This window comes from Fulvivirga imtechensis AK7, from assembly GCF_000331535.1.
GTDB lineage: Bacteria > Bacteroidota > Bacteroidia > Cytophagales > Cyclobacteriaceae > Fulvivirga > Fulvivirga imtechensis.
This window is the reverse complement of sequence record NZ_AMZN01000193.1, coordinates 1-1,653: the sequence shown is the minus strand read 5'-3', so window position 1 is coordinate 1,653 and position 1,653 is coordinate 1. Positions and strand designations below refer to the sequence as shown.

Annotated in this window: 1 protein-coding gene; it reads right to left on the bottom strand. The window is 37.4% G+C overall.

Going from position 1 to position 1,653, the window contains the following annotated elements; genetic code table 11:
- Positions 1-30: 30 nt before the first annotated feature.
- Positions 31-1,542 (bottom strand): IS1634 family transposase, encoded by a 1,512-nt coding sequence (locus C900_RS27720; protein WP_040497725.1) that lies wholly within the window; start codon positions 1,540-1,542, stop codon positions 31-33.
- Positions 1,543-1,653: the final 111 nt, after the last annotated feature.

Genomic DNA, 1,653 nt, shown 5'->3' with positions numbered 1-1,653 from the left:
TTCCTGTTTTCGACACTGGGACACCCAATCCTAAACGAGCTCAAATAATTGAGCCAACCATTTTTGTTCATCTTTTAGAAGCAATAGTTTCTCAACAGATTCTTTTGAGTTGATATCTATTTTAATTTTATAGATTGTCCTTGCAATGTCAATAGCTTTCTCAGGACTAATACCTGCCTTTTTAATTTCAAGCTGTCTTTCAAGTTCTTTATATATTTTGTAGGCAACAAAAGACAGGCATATATGCGATTCTATTCTTTTCTCTATTCTGTGGAATATGGGTCTTATTTTTAAATCGTGCTTGGAAATACGAAAAGCCTTCTCAATCTTCCAGAGGTGCTTGTAATTTTCTATGATCTTTGATGGGGGCATGTCAGCATTGGTCTGGTATCCTTTGAGCCCATCCCATTTAGTATCTTCCTCAAGTTTGTCCCTGTCAATTTCTATACTGACCTTTCCCTTCATTTTTAGGTACTTATTATATCCCCTGTTGTTGATGTTCGCTTTAGTGAGTTTGCCGCTTTTAATTTGCTTTTCTAACCTTGTCAGGCCTCTCTTCCTATTGTGGGAGTCTTTACCTGCTCTTTTGTCAGAGTAGTTAATGATTAATTTGGAGCTTTCATTTTTACTGATCACACTACTCTGGCCATTTGCCAATTTTAAAGAAAGTATTTTTTCTTTTATAGACTTGGTCTCATTTTTGATCCTTGCCCCCAGTATGTATTGATATGATCTCTCTTCAAGGTCTGCTATGTTCCTGTTATTGATCAATCCGGCATCTGCTACAATGGTTATTTGTTGAAAACCATATTTCTCTTTAAAGCTATCTATAATGGGCAACATTGTTTCTCCTTCATACTTATTCCCCTCAAATACATCATAAGCCAGTGGATAGCCTCCGTTGCTTACTAAAAGCCCAAGAACAATTTGAGGGTGTTGGTGCTTGCCATCCTTAGAAAAACCCGTTCTACGTAGCTCATCTTCCTGTTCGGCTTCAAAGTATATAGTTGTTACATCATAGAACAACATTTGAATGCTGCCACCAAGTATTTTCCGGGTATGTTCAAAACTAATCCGCTGGACAAGGTCCTGTTCATTGTCGTGTAGCTTATCCAGGTAGCGGTAAATATTCACTACTCCCACCTCGGTATTATAGTACTTCTTCCAATAATCAGTGGTTTTTAGCTTGCTTGTTGGGTTTTCCACTCTGCTCAGAACAAGTGGTTTAAACAACGGAGAGGATATTTTGTTGAAGCCTATTTCATCAAAAATCTTTCCTAATAACATATCAGGGCCACATAAGCTCAACTCTGATATGTTATCAAGTATATTGTGGGTCTGCTTTTTTAAACCATCCAGATCAAGTTTTAGCTCTCCTTTATATGATTCTATCCATTTCTTGCCTTTTTCTACTAAACGTTCAACTTCCAGTATATCAGAGCTCGAACCGATAGTTTGTTTAACCCTATATGTCCCTGAACTCTTATCGATAACCTGAACACTTACCAACCCACTGCGGTTTTTCTTCTTCCTGACAAACATGTCTAAAAATACAATTATCCTGGGACACCCAAAACAACACAAAAAAGCACCCGCATTTAACTGAACAAGCCTTTTTTAGGAAAATCAAACAAAGGTGTCGAAAACAGGAGA

Bases quoted from the DNA above. Each gene is read 5' to 3' on its own strand.
- C900_RS27720 (WP_040497725.1), bottom strand. From the start codon at position 1,542: ATGTTTGTCAGGAAGAAGAAAAACCGCAGTGGGTTGGTAAGTGTTCAG.